Source organism: Limnothrix sp. FACHB-406 (assembly GCF_014698235.1).
GTDB lineage: Bacteria > Cyanobacteriota > Cyanobacteriia > CACIAM-69d > CACIAM-69d > CACIAM-69d.
Genome location: NZ_JACJSP010000006.1, coordinates 64,714 through 83,275, shown reverse-complemented (window position 1 = coordinate 83,275; position 18,562 = coordinate 64,714). Strand labels below are relative to the sequence as shown.

Genomic DNA, 18,562 nt, shown 5'->3' with positions numbered 1-18,562 from the left:
CCGTTCTCATCATGATCACTTCAACAGCGATAACTTCAGCAACCGGGGCTTCAGCAACCGGGGCTGTAGCTACTCCCGCAAATTTGGAAGTAACTCCCACGGGTCAACCCTTCGGTTCCGAAAATTCCCGGGCGATCGCCCTGTTTCACCTGGCCTTTCCGGTGGCCGACCTGGCCCAAACCAAGGCCTTTTATATTGATGGGCTAGGTTGCACCGCTGGACGCGAGGGGCCCAACTCGCTGATTTTGAATTGCTATGGCAACCAAATTGTGGCCCACGTGAGTCCTGGGGCCTGCCAACCGCAAAAGGGGATCTATCCGCGCCATTTTGGGTTGGTGTTTGCGGCCTTGGCCGACTGGCAAGCCTTGATCGATCGAGCCGAGGCCAAACAACTCACCTTTGAACAGCCCCCGCGCCGTCGGTTTCCTGGGGAACAATTGGAGCATTACACGGCATTTTTAGCCGATCCGTTCCACAATTTGCTGGAATTTAAGCACTATGTCCATCCTGAGGCGATTTTTGGGGCCGTTGATGACCAACGGGTGGGCGATCGCTAAAAGCCTGGGAATTGCGAACACTTGCCCCGATCGAACGCTTGCGCCGATCGCAGATTGCCCCGATCCGCCGATCAAACGCCGATCAGACACCGATCAAACAATGACCCAGAGATCGAACCGGGCTGTGCAAACCGCCAAGGGCCTAGACGGAGCAAGCTAGACTAGAAACAGTCCACACCGCCAGCAGCTTTCAGCATGATGCGCTTTTTTGGAATGGGATCTCCCTCGGAATCATCGCACCACACCGCTAACCGATCGCAGGCCGATCGAACCGGTGGGGGGCATCCCGGTTCATGGATCCTACCCACCCGATCGCGCCATCGTCGGCGACGGGCGATCGCCTCGGCCCTGCTGCTGTTTAACCTGTTGACGGTGACCGCGCCCGCCTTAGCCCAAGGTCAACTGGCCCAAGGCCAACATAACGATCGCTCTTCTTCGGAAGCGACTTCCACGGCTGGCCAATCCGGCAGCTCATCCGCCAGCCAACCTGCCAACCAGCGCCGCGGCCGCACCCTCACCTACGGCGATCTGATGGAAAAGTTGGAGGCGGGTCAGGTCAAGCGGATTGATCTGTTTCCCGCAGAACAACTGGCCCGGGTCTTTTTGGATCAAAATGGTCGCGCCAGCTCGCCCTACGAAGTGACCCTGTTTGAGCGCAACCCGGAATTGATCGAAATTGCCCGGGCGAAGGGGGTGGAACTCTCGGTGCAAGAGTCGGTCGATCGCACCGCGGCCCTCAGTCTCATCGCCAATTTGCTGTTTGTGGGGTTGGTGATTGCCCTACTGGTGAACATTGTGCGCCGCACGGCCAACGCTTCGGGCCAGGCCATGAACTTTGGCAAATCCCGCGCCAAGTTTCAGATGGAAGCCAAAACCGGCGTGACCTTTGATGACGTGGCCGGGGTGGAGGAAGCCAAGGAGGAGCTACAGGAAGTGGTGACCTTCCTGAAGCAGCCGGAACGCTTCACGGCCGTGGGGGCCAAGATTCCGCGCGGGGTGTTGTTGGTGGGGCCGCCGGGAACGGGCAAAACCCTTTTGGCCAAGGCGATCGCCGGAGAAGCGGGCGTGCCCTTTTTCAGCATGTCCGGTTCGGAATTTGTGGAAATGTTCGTGGGGGTGGGTGCGTCTCGGGTGCGGGACTTGTTCCGCAAGGCAAAGGAGAGCGCCCCTTGCATTGTATTTATTGATGAAATTGATGCGGTGGGTCGCCAACGGGGCGCGGGTATTGGCGGCGGCAACGATGAACGGGAACAAACCCTCAACCAACTGCTGACTGAGATGGACGGGTTTGAGGGCAACTCCGGGGTGATTATTATTGCCGCCACGAACCGCCCCGATGTGCTGGACTCGGCCTTGATGCGACCGGGCCGGTTCGATCGCCAAATTACCGTTGATTTGCCCAGTTATACGGGTCGGCTGGCGATTTTGCAAGTTCATGCCCGCACCAAGAAGGTTGAAGAAGGGGTTTCGATCGAGGCGATCGCCCGGCGCACTCCCGGTTTTGCGGGGGCCGATTTGGCGAATTTGCTCAACGAGGCGGCGATTTTGACGGCCCGGCGACGGAAGCCGGCCATCAGCCTGGAGGAAATTGACGACGCGATCGACCGGATCACCATTGGCCTGAAGTTGGCTCCCCTGTTGGATAGCAAGAAAAAACGCTTGATTGCCTATCACGAGGTGGGCCACGCCCTGTTGATGACGCTGCTGAAGCATTCTGACCCGTTGAATAAGGTAACGATCGTTCCCCGATCGGGCGGCATTGGTGGGTTTGCCCAACAGGTTTTCAATGAAGAAATGGTGGATAGCGGTCTCTATACCCGTGCTTGGATTCTCGATCGAATTGTGATGACCCTGGGGGGACGGGCGGCCGAGCAGGAAGTGTTTGGCGATTCCGAAATCACCGTCGGAGCCAGCAACGATCTGAAGGTGGTCAGCACCTTGGCCCGCGAAATGGTCACGCGCTATGGCATGTCTGACCTGGGTACGTTGGCCCTGGAAAGCCAATCGGGCGAGGTGTTTTTGGGACGAGGTTGGATGTCGCAGCCGGAATATTCCGAAGAGGTGGCCGCCAAAATCGATCGCGCCGTGCGGGAAATTGCCGTCAACTGCTACGAAAAGGCCTGTCAGATCCTCCGTGAGCATCGAGAACTGGTCGATCGATTGGTTGATCAACTGCTCGACGAAGAAATGATCGAAGGGGATGAATTCCGCAAAATTGTTCGTTCCTACGTCCCAATTCCCGACAAGGATTACCCGGAGGATCGACAAATGCGTCAAGCCAGCAATGTTGGCAACCCGGCTGCGGCCAGGGTTTAGGGCCGCGATCGCCCGATCGCTCTGGATCGATCACCCTGAATTGATCTGGATTGCTTTGGGTCGATCGCGTTGGCTTGATTGCTCTAGATCGGTTAATCACAATCGATTGCTTTGGGTCGATCGCGTTGGGTTGATCTCGATTAATCGTCCCGACTTGCTTAGTTTGCTTGGACTGAATGGATTGATTGAAATCCAATGAGATCGATTGAGATCGATGCCCAAGCCGATCGCCTCCCATTGCCCCCCAATTCCCCATTGCTTGGAACCATGACGATCGAACAGCCCGCCCCGTCCCCGCAAACGTCCGTGCAAATTGGCCCCTACCAAGCCATCACCCAGCCGGGAGGGTTTCAACTGCAATCTTTTTCCACCGATCAGGTCTATCGGTTTGCCGGAGCGGGAATGCCCACCAGCAGCATCAGTGAACCGATGGTGGATTTAGTGACCAGTTACATTGCCGAATGGGAACATCTGGTGTCGCCCAACGAGCGATCGGGAGCCATGTCATTTCGGGAAGTGTGGCAAGAGGCCGCAGACTACTTTGAGGCGATCGAGGGCATCGCAGAGGGGCGGCGCGGCTAACGGCTCACTAATCGTTGAGGGAACCACTCAACGGGTTTCCCCTGAGCGCCGCCGATCGGGGGGCGCAGGCGGTGGCGGAGGAGCGGTCTTTTGCTCCAGTCCCAACAGAATTTCTGCCCATAGCGCGTTTGAGTCTGCCAGATCGGGTGTTTCGGCCGCTGGTTCCATCCCTTGATCCAAGGGGCGATCGGGGTTGCTTGCCTCACCCTGTGCCGCCTTGGAATTTTCAGAGCTTTCGGGATTCTCGGAATTTTCGGGATCTTCAGGATTTACGGGAGCCTGGGGGTCTTCGTCCTGTGGGTGCCGGCTGCCCATATAGCGCTCAATGTCCTCGATCGCTGCTTCCAAGTCCTCCAGGGTAATTTCCTGGTTGGCGGGAGGTGCGGTTTCGGTTGCGGCCTGGGCGCTGGGGGCTGCTTCGGGTTCCACCGTGTCAAGGGCGGCCGCATCTTCAGGATCGGTCAGATTTTCCCGTAGGCGTTCGAGGGCCTCTAAGAAGGCCTGTTGGGCCGCCTGCCTGGCCCCATGATGCCGCTCCATCATTGTTAATTACGCTCCTAGTGGCTGTGCGATCGCGAATCCCCGCGCCCTGACCCTGGTGATTGAACTGGGCTGCCGCTGAGACGTTCCCGATCGATCGGCTGCCAAAACCAGTACCTCAGCCTTCGCTAGGACTGTCTCGATTTCAGTTCAACAGGCTGAATACTTCAATCCTATGCAATTCAGGTCTGTGGTTGTTGGATTCATCAACAACTCAGGAAATTCGCCCGTTGATTTATGTATCCCGCGATGTGTCCCGTGATGTGTCCCGCGACTTATCCCGCAATGCGTCCCGAGATCTATCCCGAGATATATTCGGCGATCCATCCCGCGATCGACCGGGGTACTTTACAAGATTGAATACGAACAAAAAATAAGTAGAAGCAATAAACAGAAGCAATTAGCAAAAGCAATCAACAAAAGCAATCAACAAAAAAAGAGACCCGGAGACCGCGCCTATCTCAAGCATCCCTTAGTGCTGCTGCCTTCCGGCTCTGACACGGTTCGGGCGTTGGGATTGCGCGGGTCCAGGTCGCAATAACCATACCATGAAGGGCCCCCGTTAACGCAAGGGCGAGAAACTCGGCGGTTTCTGAACCCGATTGATGGATGGAGGGTTAGGGACGCTTCCAGGTGGCGATGTTCCAGGTGTCACTGTCCCAAGGGGTGAGATCCACGCCCTGCAATCGATCGCTGACGGCTCCCACTTTGGCCCGGGCAATGAGGGGAATCAGGGCCACATCCTGAATCAGTTGGTCATTGAGGGCAATCAGGGCCGCCTGCCGTTTGATCGGATCCAATTCCTGGTCGGCTTTGGCCCAAGCTTGGTCATAGGCTGAGTTGCAATAGCGGGTGTAGTTATTCCGGTTCCAGTCGTTGGCTTTGCTGGCAATTTCGGCGCAAGTCCACCATTTCAGGTGTGCGCTGGGATCTGGGGAGGTGTTGCCGGTGGTGTAGAGCTGCAAATCGGCTTGGAAGCGGTTTACGGTGTCGGCGTTGGCCGGGTCGCCGGAGAAGAAGGCTCCGGCATCCACGGACTTCAGTTCCACGCCAATCCCGATCGACTCCCAAGCTTGCTTCACAATCTCCTGGGTTTTCTGGCGCAGGGGATTCACCGAAGTGACAAACAGCACCCGCATTTCCACGCCGTTTTTGTCGCGAATTTGGTTGCCGTTGGTGTCTTTCCAACCCGCTTGATCCAACAGTTGGGCTGCTTTTTGCAGGTTGAATTCCACTTGGTTGTTGGGTGAGGCAAACTGCTGGGGAGCGATGATCAGATTGGCTGTGGGATTGCCGGTGGGGCCATAGAGCTGCTGGGCGATGGTGGCGCGATCGACCGCGAGGGCAAAGGCCTGGCGCACGGTTTTATCCGTGAAGAAGGGGTGGGGAAACTGCACGCTTGATCGCTCCCCGTCGGCAGTGGCCCGGTTGGGGTCAGTGAAGTTAAAGTGAATCCGCTCCGATTGGGCCCCGGTCACGGCCAGCAGTTTGCCCTTGCCGCCGCTTTCCAGTTGTCTCAAAATCGGCGCTTCCACCTGCGGATTGTAGGCATAGTCGGCATCGCCGGTTTGCAGCACGGCCCGGGCGGCCGAGGTGGCATCGCCGCCGCCTTTAATTTCCACCTGCTCGAAGGCGAGGCTGGCCCGATCGCGATAGTTGGGGTTTGGTTTGTAGACGATCGAATCACCCGGCTTAAAGGACTCCACTTGATAGGGGCCCGTCCCGATCGGCTTCAGGTTGGCCGGTGCTTCCTTGGCCCTGGCTCCCACATAGTCCTGAAAAATGTGTTTGGGCAAAATCATGCCGTTGTAGCCAGTGAAGGGCTGAGACCAACTGGCCGTGGGCGCTGTGAATTCAATCCGCACCGTTTGCGGATCGATCGCCCGCACCGATTTCACCATGGCGTAGTCCGTGAGGGTGGCCGCGCCGGTTTTAGGATCGCTCAAAAACTCATAGGTAAAGACCACATCCTCAGCGGTGAAGGGTTTGCCATCGGCCCACTTCACGCCGGATTTCAGCTTCCAAGTGACCGATCGCCCGTCCTTGGCCACGCCACCGTTGGCCGGGGTGGGTTCTTCTGCCGCCAAAAACAAAACCAATTTGCCCGTTTTGTCGTAGCTGGCGAGGGGTTCATAGACCACGCGCGCCCCGTCAAAATCCTTATTTCCTGTGGCCAGGTGGGGATTCAAAATGGTGGGGGCTTGCCAATAGAGCAACTTCAGGGTTTTATCCGCCGGGCCGCTGGCGCTGGGACGGTTGGCGGAGTTGGTGGATGTGCCGCCGCCACAGCCCCCCACCAGCAAGCTGGCCACCAGCCCGATCGCCCCCAACGACTGACGCAACTGGGGCGATCGAGCCGGAGCGATCGCCCTTGTCCATTTCCGAGGCCAAAACAGGTTAGGCATGAATCGCCACCAGACACCACAACATCAATCGAAAACCACAATAACAGCCAACAATAATCCGTCTGCCTTGGTCTGTCTCGTGCGATCGATCAACGTTCCCGCAACATTCCCACCACGTTCTCGCAATGCTCCCGCAACTCCCCCACAATTCTCCTGTAATGCTCCCATAGCTCCCATCGCTCCGTGGCCGGTGGCCGCCGTCGACCCAATCAATTCCTGAAATCACTTCTAGAATGAGATTAGGGAAATAAAATTCAGCAAAAATCAATCCTAATCAACAGCATTTGAATCGGGTGAATCGCGAAATTTTTTAACCAAGCTCTTGATCACCGTGGACTGGCCCGGAACAATGAAGGATTCGGGATCACCAGGGATCGACCTTGAACGCTGTTTGTCGTTGCAGGGTGCGGCGGAAAACACCATGAATGCCCAGTCATCCGAGAGGGTGTCTGAAGATTCAACGGCGCTGTTGAATGGTTCTGAATGTTTGGCCGGATGGCAAACCACAAACCAATCAGAGGACGAGTCAGATCCTGAAGCTTGGAGGCTTATGGAAAATCAAGCGAGTCCAGGGTTATTGCCGGTGACCCTGGAGTTGTATGAACGGGCGATGGCTTCGGCCAGTTGTGGCATTGCGATCGCCGATATGAGCCGGCCTGATCGCCCCCTAATCTATTGCAACGAAGCCTTCGAGACCATGACAGGCTACCGCCGGGAAGAGGTGTTGGGGCGTAACTGTCGGTTTATGCAGGGGCCTGACACGGATCCGGTGGCGGTGGAGCAACTCAGCCAGGCCATTCGCCGGGGCGAGGCCTGTGAGGTGGTGTTGCTCAATTACCGTAAGGATGGCCGGCCCTTTTGGAATCGCCTTTCGATCGGCCCCGTGCATGATGCGGCGGGCCATTTGACCCACTACATCGGCGTGCAAACGGATGTGACCGAAGCGGTGGAAGCCCGCAAGCGCCAAAATCGGCAATTGCAAGAGGAACAACTCCTGAGCGGTGTGACCCAGCGCATTCGCCAAGACCTGGACTTGACGGCGGTGTTGAGCACGGCGGTGAATGAGGTGCGCCAACTGCTGCAGACCGATCGGGTGGTGGTCTATCGCTTTAACCCCGACTGGAGCGGCATGGTGGTGGCCGAGTCCGTGGGCGAGGGTTGGGATGCGTCGTTGGATGTGACGATCGAGGACACCTGTTTTCAGATCAGCCGCGCCCAGGATTACCAACAGGGACGCATTAGCGCCATCAGCGACATTGAAACGGCTCCCCTGAGCGAGTGCCATCGCAATTTGCTGCGTTGGTTCCAAGTGCGGGCTAATTTGGTGTTGCCCATCTCTGACCATGGCCGGCTCTGGGGTCTGTTAATCGCTCACCATTGCCACAGTCCGCGCCAGTGGCATCCGAACGAAATTCATTTGTTGGAGCGGTTGTCCCATCAGTTGGCCGTGGCCGTGTTGCAGGCGGAACTGTACGAACAGGCCCAAGCGGAAATTCGGCGGCGACAGGCAGCGGAGGACAAGCTCGCGGATAAGGCGGCTCAGTTGGAGGCGGTGTTGCAGGCCCTGAAGTGGCAGCAGGCCCAGTTGGTGCAGGCGGAACGGTTGGCGGGGCTGGAACAGTTGGTGGCGGGGGTGGCCCATGAGGTGAACAATCCGGTGGCCTTCATTGCGGGCAATTTGGCCCACGCGGGGCACTATATCCAGGATTTGTTGAATTTGGTGAATGTCTACCAAGCGGAGTGGGCGCGATCGGGGATGGCTCCTTCGGCTGAGGTGGAAGCGTTGGTGGAAGAGGTGGATCCTGCTTACATTGCTGAGGATTGGCCACGAATGTTGCAATCGATGCGATCGGGCGTGGAGCGAATCCAAAAGATTGTTCGATCGCTGCGGGCTTTCTCGCGGTTGGATGAGGCAATTGTCAAGAGCATTAACCTCAACGAGAGTTTGGATAGTGCCTTGGTGTTGTTTCAAGGGCGGCTGAATGCTTTGCGCAGCGGTGATCAACTCCACTCAATTCAGCTCATTCATGAGTGGGGAGCACTGCCGGCCATCACTTGCTATCCGGGGCCGCTGAATCAGGCGTTGGCGGCGCTGATTGAAAATGCGATCGATGCTTTGACGGTGGCGATCGAGTCGCCCCCATGGTTAGCCAAGGAGGAACGCCCCACCATTTGGCTGGTCACGGCCCTGGATCCGGCCAGCGGGCGGGCGGTGATTCGGATTCGAGACAATGCCCTCGGCATTCCGGAAGCGGTGCACGATCGCATTTTGGATCCTTTCTTTAGTACGAAGCCGATCGGGCAAGGGACGGGGTTGGGCCTGTCGATCGCCTATCAAACCATTGTGGAGCAGCATGGGGGGCGGCTTTGGTTTGAGTCGGAACCCAATCAGGGCACGACCTTTGTGGTGGAGTTGCCCCCTGCGCCGCCTGCGCTGGAGGAGGCAGAATCGGCGGCGGATTTGCCCGATCGATTTCTGATTCGGGGTAATTTGGGCGATCGACCCATACCGCCCATGCTGCCCAATGGTGGCGGGCGATCGATGCCGTCTCTGTTGTTGTCTAGCTAGGGGCTGGCTCCTGGGCTGAAACGCCCGTCAGCCCAGGAGCCAGACTTGAGGCTGACTTTTGAACCCGCTAAGCACCAGTGATCAGCGCGCAAATTTGGTCGGGATCCGTGGGCAAATCGGCCGTGAGCACCTCCGGCCCTGTCGCCGTGACCAACACGTCATCCTCAATCCGAATACCGCGCACATCGGCAAATTGGGCCAACCGTTCCCAATCAACACAGTCGTCATAGCGATCGCGCCGAGCGGGGTCTTGCAGCAGGCCCGGCACTTGATAAAAACCGGGTTCGATCGTCACCACCATGCCCACCTCCAGGGGGCGATCGAGCCGCAGGAAACACCAGCCAAACCGCTTACTGCGTTGGCGATCGGGCGCATAACCCGCGCGATCGCCCAGATCCTCCATGTCATGCACATCCAGCCCCAACAGGTGACCCACACCATGGGGAAAAAACAGCGTATGGGCATCCCGATCGACCAACTGCGCCGGTTGCCCCCGCAAAATGCCCAAGTCCACCAGGCCTTCCACCAACACCCAAGCCGCCTTGTGGTGGATGTCGCGGTATTCCACCCCCGGCCGCACCGCCGCCACCGCCGCATCATGGGCCGCCAACACCACCTCATAAATTGCCCGCTGCGTGGTGGAAAACTGCCCCGATACGGGCCAGGTGCGGGTAATGTCGGAAGCCCAGCCGCTGGCCACCTCAGCCCCCGCATCCACCAACAACAAATCTCCCGGCGTGAGGGGGTGGTGGTAGCGCTCATTGTGGAGCACTTCGCCCCGGGTAGTGACAATGCTGTTGTAGGCGGGGCAAGCCTCCTGGGCGATCAAAGTGGCTTCGATGGCCGCCCGCACGGTCGCTTCCGTGAGGGCTTGGCGAGTGGCCGCGAGACCGGCCCGGTGGGCAGCCACCGCGATCGCCGCCGATCGCCGCAACTCCCCTAGGGCTATCGGATCCTGGGTCGATCGCACCGCCACGATCGCATCCACCAGGGCCCCATCGGGGCCGTTCGCCTGGGCCGGTTGGGGGAGCGATCGCCCCAGCAATGTTTCCTGATCGGCCCGAGCCGCAGGCGACTGCACCGCAATGGTGGCTACCTCCACCACCCGATCGCCCAAATAGCTCGCCAGCTCCGCCAGGGGATAGGCATCCTCCACCCCCATTTGGGCCGCCAATTCCGCCCGCGAGGGTTCCGGCCCGTGCCACAACGCATCATCAACCGTGGGCTGATCCCAAAACAGAATGGAGCGCCCGTCCAGGATCAGCAGCACGGCCCGCTCGAGGGACAGACCCGCAAAGTATAGAAAATGACTACTGGCCCGAAAAGGATAGCGATTGGCGGGAAAATTTCGCGCCGCCCCTTGCCCAGACCACAGGGCCACCGGAAACGACACCCGATCGCTTAACCGGCGACGGCGATCGCGCAACCCATCGACAAAACTGTAATCACTCATGCTCTGATCTCTGTTGCTGATCTCTGTTTCTGATTGTTGCTCGCTGATCGGCATTGAATTTCAGGCTATGGAGCCTAGGTTATTAATTTCGGATTATTGGTTCCAGGTTATTGGTTCTAGGCTATTAGCTCTAGGTTATTAATTTCAGGCAGTCTGTGATCGAAATCTCCAACCATTTCGCAAGCTGCTCAAGATCCGTGAATGGGCAAACTCATCAGAAACTGAGACCCCTGGCCCAACTCCGATCGCACCATTAAGCTACCGCCATGTTTTTCCACCACAATTTGGCGAGCGATCGCCAAGCCTAACCCTGTGCCTTTGCCAACGGACTTGGTAGTGAAAGTGGGATCAAAAATCTTGGCTTGTAATTCCTCGTTCATGCCCTTGCCATTGTCTTGAATGGTCACTTGCACGTGATCATCCACTCGTCGAGTGCCAATCGTAATGGTTTGCGGATGGGCCGCTAACGCCTCGAATGATTGCCCTTGCGCTAGCTCATCGAACATGTCGATCGCGTTGGCCAAAAGATTCATAAACACTTGATTAAGCTGTCCCGGAAAGCAATCGATTGCCGGAATGTCCCCATAGTCTTGACTGACTTCAATAGCGGGGCGATGCTCATTGGCTTTTAGTCGATATTTCAGAATCAATAATGTGCTGTCGATTCCTTCATGTAAATTGGCTTGAACTTTATATTCAGTATCTGCCCGTGAAAAAGTACGCAGACTATTGCTAATACCTTTGATGCGATCGGTTGCCAATTGCATCGATTTCAACAAGGTTGGCAAATCTTCACTCAAAAAGTCTAAATCAATCTCTTCTGCATTTTCTGTGATGCTGGGTTCAGGGTTGGGATAATGTTGTTGATAGAGTTCTAAATGACCAATGAGATCCTGAAAAGAATCTTGCAAATTTTGAATGCTGCCATTTAAAAAGCCGATCGGGTTATTGATTTCATGGGCAACTCCCGCCACCAAGTTTCCCAAAGATGCCATTTTTTCACTTTGAACAATTTGTAGTTGAGATTGTTCAAGCTGTTGAGCATAGGTGCGTGCTTGCTGATAGAGCCGAGCATTTTCCAGTGAAATCGCTGCTTGGGCACAAAGGAAATTCAGAACCAAGAGCCGATCGCTCGTAAATACATTTTTCGCAGCTTGGTTACTGAGATACAAAATGCCCACCAATTGCGCTTGGTTGAGGATTGGTAAGCACAACACGCTTTGGGGCATCGGGCGATCAAGAAAAGCATCCCCGATCGGCAAATGGGTTTGACCTTCATTGATCACCACCGATTCTCTAGTATTTTTCACCCATTGAATTAGGGGTAAAGGCAGGGAATTTTCATTCTGAAGAGGAATGGTGCAAAGCTTGGTCGTTTCCGTGGAGGCGATCGCCCGCACTAACCATTCACCATCATGATCAGGAACCATCAAAATGCATTGGTCACCGCCGGAATATTGCAAAATAATTTGCGTTAATTGTTGCAGTAGCTCCTCTAGTTGAATGGTGCTAGCGATGCTTTGAGATGCTCGAATGATAGTTGCCAAATCGAGCATGACATTGAGATTATTACTGCTGGAATTTTGTGTGGCGGTGGAGCTATAGGTTGCTGTCGCAACAGAAACAAATGTTTCCAGAGGATTTAATTTCTCGGAAGTCGATTCGAGAATAGGAGCCAGCAATTTGGGATAACGCTGTTCGATGTCACTGACCTTCGCCTTTGCACCCCATCGGGCATAGCAGTAATAGGCTTCTTGCATATAGCTGGCAGCGAATTTTTCCTTGTTCCAATCTAAATAGAACTTGGCAGCCAGTTCATTCGCTAAAGCTTCTTCCTGTAAGAATCCCTGTGCCTTGGCTCCATCAATGGCGCGATCGTACAAAATACCGGCTTCGTAAAACTTTTCCAGCACGCGGCACTTTTCTGCTTCTAACAAATCCACCTTATGTTGATGATTAATTGGCGATTGATTGGCCCAAGTGGCTAAGGTAGCTTGCTGCTGTTCTCCGAGAGATAAGGCCCGCGATCGCCCTAAGCTAGACTGAGTAGTGGCAACCCGAAAGTAGGTTAACCCTGCATAGAAATAGAAAACTGAAATATGAATATGTCCCGTGATGATATACATGCAAGGGGAGCCTGCGTTGATATAATCAATAGCCCGCTCATAATGATCAAAAAGATAAGCCAAAATCAATTTATAAATATAAGCAAATGCCAAGCCGGACGATTCATTTTTTTGGACATACTGGGGGAACATCACAGTTTCATCATAGCTCTCACCAATTAGTCGATCGGGGTAATCAGTGTTGGTCACAAAGCCTTGAAAAGCCTGCTGCTGCATTCGCAGATAACTTACAGGGTTTTCTCGCTTCATTTGGCTCAAAATGATGCAATATTGCTCCATCTCCGGTTCTATGTCAGTTAGACAAAAGCCAGAGAAAAATTGATTAAAAAAGTAATTATTAATGCTATAGACTGCGTAGAGTAAATTGCCGGTTTCCATTCCCAACAGATAGCTTTCCTTGAGCATGGGAATGGTTGATCGCAAAGAGTTATGGCGATGCTGAATAAAAATACTAAATAGAAAAAGGGTCATGGCCCGATATTCAGGAGCACTGAAGCGATCGAGCAACTCTAAGGACACCTTGCCAAACTGATATCCCTTTTCAAACTCATTGTAAGAATTGGTCAAAATTAGGCCATAGCCACTGTAGCCAATCATGGAAACAGAGCTGTTGCCAAATTCTAAAGATAAGCTCACCATCCGCGCACAAACCAATGGAAAGAGTTCTATCTTCACCATGTAGATCGGTGCAAAAAGTGCTGCCATTAACTTCATAGCTGCCATGATCCGAGGATTGGTCATGGGAGCAAGATGCCCCAGATCCTCAATGACATAATCTTCAAGTTGCTGAGCTAATGCTTCAAGCACTTGATGACTCATGGTTGAGTCGGCTTGGGTGGGCAAGGCCACACCCAGTTCCGAAAGTGCATTGGCCCCGACTGCGATCGCCTCTAACATTTGGTTGCGAGTGGCGAGAGCATTAATTTGAATTTTGTAGATTTCTACCTTGTCTAATGGATTTTGGGCTGCCGTTAAAACCTGTTGACAATGATTGTCCATCTCGGCAATGTCGCCCATGAGGCATGCCACCTCGGCCGCTAAGATATGTAGCTCCAAACTCAGGTGGTATTGTTTCTGCCAACGATCATTAGATAGGAGCGATAACCCCGTATTAACAAAGTTGCTAGCAGCCGCATAGGCCGTTGCCATTTTGGCTTTTTGGGCAGCTTCCAAATTACTTTGAGCCAAGGAAAACCGTTCTGTATCGGTGGTGAGTAAGTCTTGGCCTAAATTTAGGTGATTAATAATATCAAATCGTCGATTTTCTAACTCTGAACCCGAGAGCTGAGTCTGCAAAAGTTGACCAATCATCAGATGGGTCATGGGTTTCTGAGCCGGATCAATCAGGGAATAGGCAGCCTGTTGGACGCGATCGTGTAAAAAACGATAGGTTGGATTAACCTGCGGTTCCTGCACCTCCCGATCGGCTGGGGTTAGTACCTCCGGCTGGAAAAATTTATAGACCTGACTGTTGGGTAAAACCAAGCCCTCTTGCAATGACTTCCAAAGGGTATTGGCTGTTTCTGCGGCAGATTGTTGAGCAATAATCGAGAGGGTTGTTAAGTCAAATTGGTTACCCAAACAAGCCGCTAGCTTTAAGACTGATCGCGTGGATTCAGGCAGCTTTTGAAGCCGCGCCGCCATAAACTCCACCACATCATCAGTGGTGGTTAGGGTGTAGATGCTGGAAATATCACATTCCCAATAGCAGGCTTCTCGGTTGAATGTAATCCAGCCTTCCTCGTGGAGCGACTTTAGAAATTGTGTTGTGAAAAAAGGATTGCCCTGGGTTTTCCGATTAATTGATTCAGTTAAGGGTAAGGCTCGATCGGGCGGGCAACGCAACGTATCAGCCACTAAATCATTGGTATGTTCTAGACTCAGTGGATCTAGGGTAATGGTGTTAACAATCGCTTTTTCTTTGATCAATTCTTCCAGGGTAACCATGAGGGGGTGAATGGGCGAAACCTCATTATCGCGATAGGCTCCCAACATGAATAAGTGGGCACTATCCCCCATCAAAACCTTCAAAAGTTGCAAAGAAGCTAAATCTGCCCACTGTAAGTCATCTAAAAAAATGACCAAGGGATGATCGGGCCTTGTGAAAACCTGAATAAATTTCTGAAACAGAAAATTAAACCGATTTTGGGCGGCTGTTCCTGATAGTTCGGGCACGGCTGGCTGAGACCCAATGATGGTCTCCAGCTCGGGAATGACTTCAACCAAAACTTGTCCACTTTCTCCCAAGGCTTGCAAAATTTTGGTTCGCCATTGGTTTAATTGACGATCTGGCTCAGAAAGCAAATAGCTCATTAAATCGCGGAAAGCTTGCACAAAAGCCGAGAGAGGAACATTGCGATTGAATTGATCAAATTTCCCCTTAATGAAATAGCCTTTTTGGCGAGTGATAGGCTTGTGAATTTCATGAATGACGGCGGTTTTGCCAATTCCGGAAAATCCCGCCACCAGCATCAATTCTGTACTTCCTTGGGCAACGCGTTCAAAGGCTGCTAATAAATGAGCAACTTCCCGATCGCGCCCATAGAGTTTGTCAGAAATCAGGAATCGATCGCTTAAATCTCGAGTTCCCAACTCAAAAGGCTGAATTTGTTGAGTGGCCTCCCACTGTGTCCAACATTCCTCCAGGTCATGCTTTAACCCTTTCGCGGTTTGATAGCGATGTTCTGCATTTTTTGCCATTAATTTAGAGACAATGGCTGCCACCATGGAAGGAATCGCGGGATTCACCTGGTCAAGCGCTGTGGGTGTTTTGGCAATGTGACAGTGAATGAGTTTGAGGGGATCCGCTGCTTCAAAGGGGAGCCGACCACTCAACAATTGATAAAAGGTGACTCCAAGGGCATAAAAGTCCGTGCGATAATCAATGCCGCGATTCATGCGGCCGGTTTGTTCAGGGGCTAAATAGGCAATGGTTCCCTCAAGAAGATTAGGGTTCTGAATTTCCTGAGTTTCCTTGGGCAGCACGGAAGCAATACTAAAGTCAATAATCTTGATTGCTTTGGTGCTGGGTTGAATCAAAATATTGGCGGGCTTGATATCTCGATGAATAACGCGGCTTTGGTGTAAGTCATGAAGAATTTCGGATACCTGTAAGGCAATAAACAGAAAATCAGTTAATGAAATTGAATATTGTTTTCGGTAATTTTCTAGGGAGATAGCACTGAAATCTTCCATCACTAGGGCATAACTGTTGCCATAGGCTTCTAAACTATAGGGATGTACAATACCCGTAATGTTCAAAGACTTGGCGATGCTATATTGATTGCGAAATTGTGTCAGCTCGTTAAAGCTGGGATACTCATGGCAAAGAATTTTGATGACGACCGATCGCCCTGTATCCGTCTGAATTGCCCGGTAAACGGCTGTGCGAGATCCTGAGTAAAGTTGCTCAGTAATTTCGTAACCATCAAGGTTGGGCCACAAAGTGGGTGATGTTTGTTGCAGTGGGCTAGTCATGGGCCACGGTCATGCAGTTGAGGGGTGGATTCAGCGCCTTAGTCACGACCCAAGCCTTGAGCGAGGCTGATTGGGTCATGGTCTTGAGTGGAGTTTGAAGAGCTTTGGGGCTTAACTTGACGACTGCTTGAGATCATGTTGGCTTAGCCCTGATCATAGCAATTGCAACGATAGGTTGCTAGATTAGTAGGCAGAAAATTGAATCAAAACTAGAAAAAAATAAGCTGAGCTGTGTTAGGAGAAGACTTTGAAGTGAGTTATCGAATGTTTTATAACTAAATAGTTATTTTAAGAATTATGGAGCAATTTGCTTTAAAATTGGCTCAAAAATGCAATTAAAAATTTATTGAGAAATTAATTTCAAAAGATTCAGACAGTAGCCATGATAAAAATCTTTTATAAAGAATAACATTTTTAGATAACTTTATTTCACGAGGAGATTTGAAAGGTGATTTTAATGCTCACAAGCAATCAATTAATTGCGCAAACGGGATAGCTCTTTGACTGGTGCTATTGAGCTAGTTCCTTTGGTTCGTTGATTGATGAGATGAATTAGACATGGGCTTTGCTGCTTCAAATATTCTCTGAATTAACCTTGAGAATCAAATGCATAAACTGATGAGTATGGAATCAATTGTCGAAATTCTGAAGGCAGACTATCAGAAATTTCCTAAGGATCAAACATTTGAAATTTACGATCGGGAGGTTTATTTCAAAGATCCAACGAGTGAATTTCGAGGAGTTGATCGCTACCGAAAAACGATCGCCTTTATTGATCAATGGTTTCAGGATCCTTGCCTCAGGCTGCATGAAATTGCTGTGACAACCGATCGCACGATCCGCACAGACTGGACTCTGACTTGGACGACACCAATCCCCTGGAAACCGCGAATTTCGATCACCGGTTGGAGCGAGCTGGGGCTGAATTCCCAGGGTTTAATCAACTCCCACATTGACTATTGGCAATGTTCCATCTGGGATGTGTTGAAACAGCATTTTGCTCGCGCAAACGGTTGACAGATCGCGCAACCTAACTGAGACAGGCTTCAAAAAGCTTTACAAAAAACGCCATAATGGAGGCGCACTGGGCGATCGTCTCCTCCGAAACAAAGGCAATTCCATCATGCGCGTAATTTTGATGACCGGCAAAGGCGGAGTCGGTAAAACCTCCGTCGCCGCAGCCACCGGCCTGCGCTGTGCCGAGCTGGGCTACAAAACCCTCGTCCTCAGTACCGATCCGGCCCATTCCTTAGCCGATAGCCTGGATTTAGAGTTGGGTCACGACCCGATCGCGGTGCGACCGAACCTGTGGGCGGCGGAGTTGGATGCCCTGGCAGAATTAGAAGGAAATTGGGGCGCAGTGAAGCGCTACATCACGCAAGTCCTGCAAGCGCGTGGCCTAGAAGGTGTGCAAGCGGAAGAATTGGCGATTTTGCCGGGAATGGACGAAATTTTCGCCCTGGTGCGCATGAAGCGACACTACGACGAGGGTGAATACGAAGTCTTGATCATTGACTCAGCCCCCACGGGCACGGCCTTGCGGCTTTTGAGCCTGCCGGAAGTGGGCGGTTGGTACATGCGCCGCTTCTATAAGCCGCTGCAAAGCATGTCTGTCGCCCTGCGGCCATTGGTAGAACCGATCTTCCGCCCGATCGCTGGTTTTTCATTGCCGGATAAGGAAGTGATGGACGCGCCCTACGAGTTCTATGAACAAATTGAGGCGTTGGAAAAGGTCTTAACCAACAGTTCCCAAACTTCGGTGCGGCTGGTGACCAATCCAGAAAAAATGGTGATCAAGGAATCGCTGCGGGCCCATGCTTACCTGAGTTTATATAACGTGGCAACCGATATGGTGGTGGCCAATCGGGTGATTCCGGCGGAGGTGAGCGATCCCTTTTTCGATCGCTGGAAAGCCGATCAACAGAAATATAAGGATGAAATTCACGAGAATTTCCGCCCCTTGCCGGTGAAAGAAGTGCCGCTTTTTTCTGAAGAATTATGCGGATTGGCAGCGCTCGATCGCCTGAAGGAAACCCTTTACCCGAACAACGAAGATCCTGCTCAGGTTTATTACAAAGAAACGACCTTGCGTGTGGTGCAGGTGGACAACACCTACAGTCTGGAAATGTACTTGCCGGGCATTCCTAAGAGCCAGATTGAACTGAGCAAAACCGGTGATGAACTGAATGTTCGGATCGGTAACCATCGCCGTAATTTGGTGTTGCCCCAAGCCCTGGCGGCTCTGCAACCAACGGGTGCTAAAATGGAAGAAGATTACCTGAAAATCCGCTTTTCAGAACCCGCTAAGGTCTAGCGTTGATTATCTGGTTTCCGTCACCTCAAATCCTGAAGGCTTAAAAGTCACGAACCTGGAAAATAATTTCCCCAGAAGATCGTGATCTTGGCAGATCGTGATTGTGCAAAAGTTCGGGGGCAAGGGGCTTAAGCCCCTTGTCTTTTGGGGAACTAGGTTAAGATAATTTGGGCTAAATAGGTGCTGAGTTAAGACCAAACCGGCTTGTTCAGCATGGGTGACA

General features: G+C 52.7%; 11 protein-coding genes and 1 other RNA gene. 6 read left to right on the top strand and 6 right to left on the bottom strand.

Annotated features, from left to right (window positions below):
• Positions 1-83 precede the first annotated feature (83 nt).
• From H6G53_RS08120 to H6G53_RS08110, 3 genes are all read left to right on the top strand, one after another.
• Complete coding sequence (locus tag H6G53_RS08120) at positions 84-557, top strand: VOC family protein (RefSeq protein WP_242030781.1); 474 nt, start codon at positions 84-86, stop codon at positions 555-557.
• Positions 558-752: 195 nt separating this feature from the next.
• Positions 753-2,873, top strand: coding sequence for an ATP-dependent zinc metalloprotease FtsH (gene ftsH / locus H6G53_RS08115; protein ID WP_277924579.1), 2,121 nt, complete (start codon positions 753-755; stop codon positions 2,871-2,873).
• Between the two features lie 195 nt (positions 2,874-3,068).
• Positions 3,069-3,455, top strand: coding sequence for a hypothetical protein (locus H6G53_RS08110; RefSeq protein WP_190531929.1), 387 nt, complete (start codon positions 3,069-3,071; stop codon positions 3,453-3,455).
• A gap of 27 nt (positions 3,456-3,482) precedes the next feature.
• Here H6G53_RS08110 and H6G53_RS08105 read toward each other — a convergent pair whose 3' ends face one another.
• The 4 genes from H6G53_RS08105 to H6G53_RS08090 form a co-directional block, all read right to left on the bottom strand.
• The gene (locus H6G53_RS08105; RefSeq protein WP_190531927.1) at positions 3,483-3,998 is read right to left on the bottom strand and encodes a hypothetical protein; all 516 of its coding nucleotides are present in this window, start codon (positions 3,996-3,998) and stop codon (positions 3,483-3,485) included.
• 434 nt (positions 3,999-4,432) lie between these two features.
• An RNA gene (gene ffs, locus H6G53_RS08100) (signal recognition particle sRNA small type) lies at positions 4,433-4,529 on the bottom strand.
• Positions 4,530-4,612: 83 nt separating this feature from the next.
• A complete protein-coding gene (locus H6G53_RS08095; RefSeq protein WP_190531925.1) occupies positions 4,613-6,400 on the bottom strand; it encodes a peptide ABC transporter substrate-binding protein in 1,788 nt (595 codons plus the stop codon).
• Positions 6,401-6,670: 270 nt separating this feature from the next.
• Complete coding sequence (locus H6G53_RS08090) at positions 6,671-6,823, bottom strand: hypothetical protein (RefSeq protein ID WP_190532090.1); 153 nt, start codon at positions 6,821-6,823, stop codon at positions 6,671-6,673.
• A gap of 127 nt (positions 6,824-6,950) precedes the next feature.
• On the opposite strand from H6G53_RS08090, the gene H6G53_RS08085 reads away from it, so the two are divergent.
• Positions 6,951-8,969 (top strand): GAF domain-containing protein, encoded by a 2,019-nt coding sequence (locus H6G53_RS08085; protein WP_199309179.1) that lies wholly within the window; start codon positions 6,951-6,953, stop codon positions 8,967-8,969.
• A gap of 67 nt (positions 8,970-9,036) precedes the next feature.
• Here the strand turns inward: H6G53_RS08085 and H6G53_RS08080 are convergent, their stop codons facing one another.
• Together H6G53_RS08080 and H6G53_RS08075 are read right to left on the bottom strand one after the other, a co-directional pair.
• Entirely contained in the window at positions 9,037-10,422 is a 1,386-nt protein-coding gene (locus H6G53_RS08080; RefSeq protein WP_190531923.1) for an aminopeptidase P family protein, read from the bottom strand.
• 188 nt (positions 10,423-10,610) lie between these two features.
• Complete coding sequence (locus H6G53_RS08075) at positions 10,611-16,025, bottom strand: ATP-binding sensor histidine kinase (RefSeq protein WP_190531921.1); 5,415 nt, start codon at positions 16,023-16,025, stop codon at positions 10,611-10,613.
• Between the two features lie 618 nt (positions 16,026-16,643).
• Between H6G53_RS08075 and H6G53_RS08070 the strand changes: the two genes are divergently transcribed.
• Together H6G53_RS08070 and H6G53_RS08065 are read left to right on the top strand one after the other, a co-directional pair.
• Positions 16,644-17,042, top strand: a complete 399-nt coding sequence (locus H6G53_RS08070) for a DUF2358 domain-containing protein (RefSeq protein WP_190532057.1) — start codon at positions 16,644-16,646, stop codon at positions 17,040-17,042.
• 106 nt (positions 17,043-17,148) lie between these two features.
• Entirely contained in the window at positions 17,149-18,339 is a 1,191-nt protein-coding gene (locus H6G53_RS08065) for a TRC40/GET3/ArsA family transport-energizing ATPase (protein ID WP_190531919.1), read from the top strand.
• Positions 18,340-18,562: the final 223 nt, after the last annotated feature.

What these genes read in the sequence shown, in the direction of transcription:
- ftsH (WP_277924579.1), top strand. Translation starts at nt 753, where the DNA reads ATGATGCGCTTTTTTGGAATGGGATCTCCCTCGGAATCATCGCACCAC.
- H6G53_RS08110 (WP_190531929.1), top strand. Translation starts at nt 3,069, where the DNA reads ATGAGATCGATTGAGATCGATGCCCAAGCCGATCGCCTCCCATTGCCC.
- H6G53_RS08105 (WP_190531927.1), bottom strand. Translation starts at nt 3,998, where the DNA reads ATGATGGAGCGGCATCATGGGGCCAGGCAGGCGGCCCAACAGGCCTTC.
- H6G53_RS08095 (WP_190531925.1), bottom strand. Translation starts at nt 6,400, where the DNA reads ATGCCTAACCTGTTTTGGCCTCGGAAATGGACAAGGGCGATCGCTCCG.
- H6G53_RS08090 (WP_190532090.1), bottom strand. Translation starts at nt 6,823, where the DNA reads ATGGTGTTTTCCGCCGCACCCTGCAACGACAAACAGCGTTCAAGGTCG.
- H6G53_RS08085 (WP_199309179.1), top strand. Translation starts at nt 6,951, where the DNA reads ATGGAAAATCAAGCGAGTCCAGGGTTATTGCCGGTGACCCTGGAGTTG.
- H6G53_RS08080 (WP_190531923.1), bottom strand. Translation starts at nt 10,422, where the DNA reads ATGAGTGATTACAGTTTTGTCGATGGGTTGCGCGATCGCCGTCGCCGG.
- H6G53_RS08075 (WP_190531921.1), bottom strand. Translation starts at nt 16,025, where the DNA reads ATGACTAGCCCACTGCAACAAACATCACCCACTTTGTGGCCCAACCTT.
- H6G53_RS08070 (WP_190532057.1), top strand. Translation starts at nt 16,644, where the DNA reads ATGAGTATGGAATCAATTGTCGAAATTCTGAAGGCAGACTATCAGAAA.
- H6G53_RS08065 (WP_190531919.1), top strand. Translation starts at nt 17,149, where the DNA reads ATGCGCGTAATTTTGATGACCGGCAAAGGCGGAGTCGGTAAAACCTCC.